2 protein-coding genes are annotated in these 1,745 nt (G+C 41.5%); both read left to right on the top strand.

Translation table 11 applies throughout. From position 1 onward, the window contains the following. A partial coding sequence (locus BV214_RS15850; protein WP_086478484.1) for a peptidoglycan-binding protein LysM occupies positions 1–392 on the top strand: 392 nt, incomplete at its 5' end. Between the two features lie 584 nt (positions 393–976). Continuing rightward, positions 977–1,516 (top strand): peptidoglycan-binding protein LysM, encoded by a 540-nt coding sequence (locus BV214_RS15855; protein WP_086478485.1) that lies wholly within the window; start codon positions 977–979, stop codon positions 1,514–1,516. The last annotated feature ends 229 nt before the right edge of the window (positions 1,517–1,745 follow it).

Genomic DNA, 1,745 nt, shown 5'->3' on the forward strand with positions numbered 1-1,745 from the left:
GAGGAACGGTAAACTTTGCATATAATAGCGCAGAAGATTATAACTCCTCACAAGATTACACTATAGAGAATAGTTTAATTGTTACTTCAACAAAGAATTTTGACATCAAAGTAAAGGCGGACGGAGAATTCTTTACAGATGGCACCAACAATATTCCAGTAAATGTTCTAACTATTAAAGCAGTGTCCGGTGGAACTATGGCAGGTACGCAGAACACTATCGAGTTATCCAATTCCGATCAAAAGTTAATCGATAATGCTCCTTTGGGTAGTGCATTGACACTTGATTTGAATTATGAGATTCCAGCGGCTAAATCTTCTTCCTCTGATATTTTAGGAAAGCCAGCAGGTACGTATACACAAACAGTGACTTATACAGCGACAGCGCTATAAGCCCAACAATTTTAAAGATGAATTTAGGGATTCCCTTGGTTGCAGATACGGCAATCTTGGGAATCCTTTTAGTTTATTGCATAACTATTAGGGCGGTACGCCCTATGTTTTTTGGAGGCAGCTGCATCGAAGGCCAACGCGCCAACTGGCCCCTCGCTGCAAATGCAAGTCGTTGCATTTTCCGTTCGGTCCTCTGCAGCAAAATCTTCTTCCTCTGATATCTTAGGAAAACCAGCGGGTGCGTACAAACAAACTGTTACCTATACCGGTACGGCGTTGTAAGACTTATTGTAATAAAGATGAATTTAGGGATTCCCTTGGTTGCAGATACGGCAGTCTTGGGAATCCTTTTAGTTTATGACATGTCGGTGTTTGAACCGGAATGTTGTAAATCTGCACTTGGAGGGTGATGTAAGTTGCTGGCATCAAGGGTTGTGTTGATTTCTGAAGCCTTTGCTTGTGGTTAATTTACTACACGCCTTTCCTTTATCTACTACAGAGGTAACTACAGGTCCCTGGTATCTTTGCCGTGTCCTTTTAAACAAAGGGTTAAGAAAAATAATAATCCCTAAATCAAAAAAACCATGAAAAATTCAATAATCATCGCAGCCTTCGCTCTTGTAGCATTCGTATTCGGAACTAACCAGGCGCAAGCGCAAGAAGAGGCAACTACTACAGTAAACATCACATTAGCTGATGTGATTTCCATCGATGCTTCCAGTGTCGCTAATAATGGAGTCGTAAACTTTGAATATACTACCGCCGAACACTACAACAACGGGCTGCCTGCCAAAACCCAAGAAAGTGCTTTAATCGTGACCTCTACCAAGAACTTTAACGTAACGGTAAAGGCCGGTGGAAAGGACTTTAAGGATGGCGCTAATAAAATACCTGTAGACGTACTTACCATCCAAGCCACCGGAGGAACTATGGGTGGAGCAAAGCAAACTGTAGTATTGTCTGATAAAGAGCAGACCTTGGTAGGCGATGCCGACCTGGGGAGTGAATTAACGATCGATTTCAACTATGAGATTCCAGCGGAGAAATCTTCTTCCTCTGATATCTTAGGAAAGCCGGCAGGCACTTATACTCAGACAGTAACTTATACTGCCACGGCCATATAATAGTAGAAAAAATTAAAGATGAATTTAGGGATTCCCTTGGTTGCAGATACGGCAGTCTTGGGAATCCTTTTAGTTTATGACATGTTGGTAACTGAGCCAGCTAGTGATAAATCCGGATATGTAAGGTGATGTAAGTGACTGGTATCAAAGGCTGTAGTGTTTGTGTTAATAATCGCTTGTCGTTCATTTACTACATGCCTTTCCTTTATCTACTACAAGAATAACTACA

It is taken from the genome of Arenibacter amylolyticus (assembly GCF_002150785.1).
Lineage (GTDB): Bacteria > Bacteroidota > Bacteroidia > Flavobacteriales > Flavobacteriaceae > Arenibacter > Arenibacter amylolyticus.

Coding starts and splice junctions, on each gene's coding strand:
- BV214_RS15855 (WP_086478485.1), top strand. CDS start 977: ATGAAAAATTCAATAATCATCGCAGCCTTCGCTCTTGTAGCATTCGTA.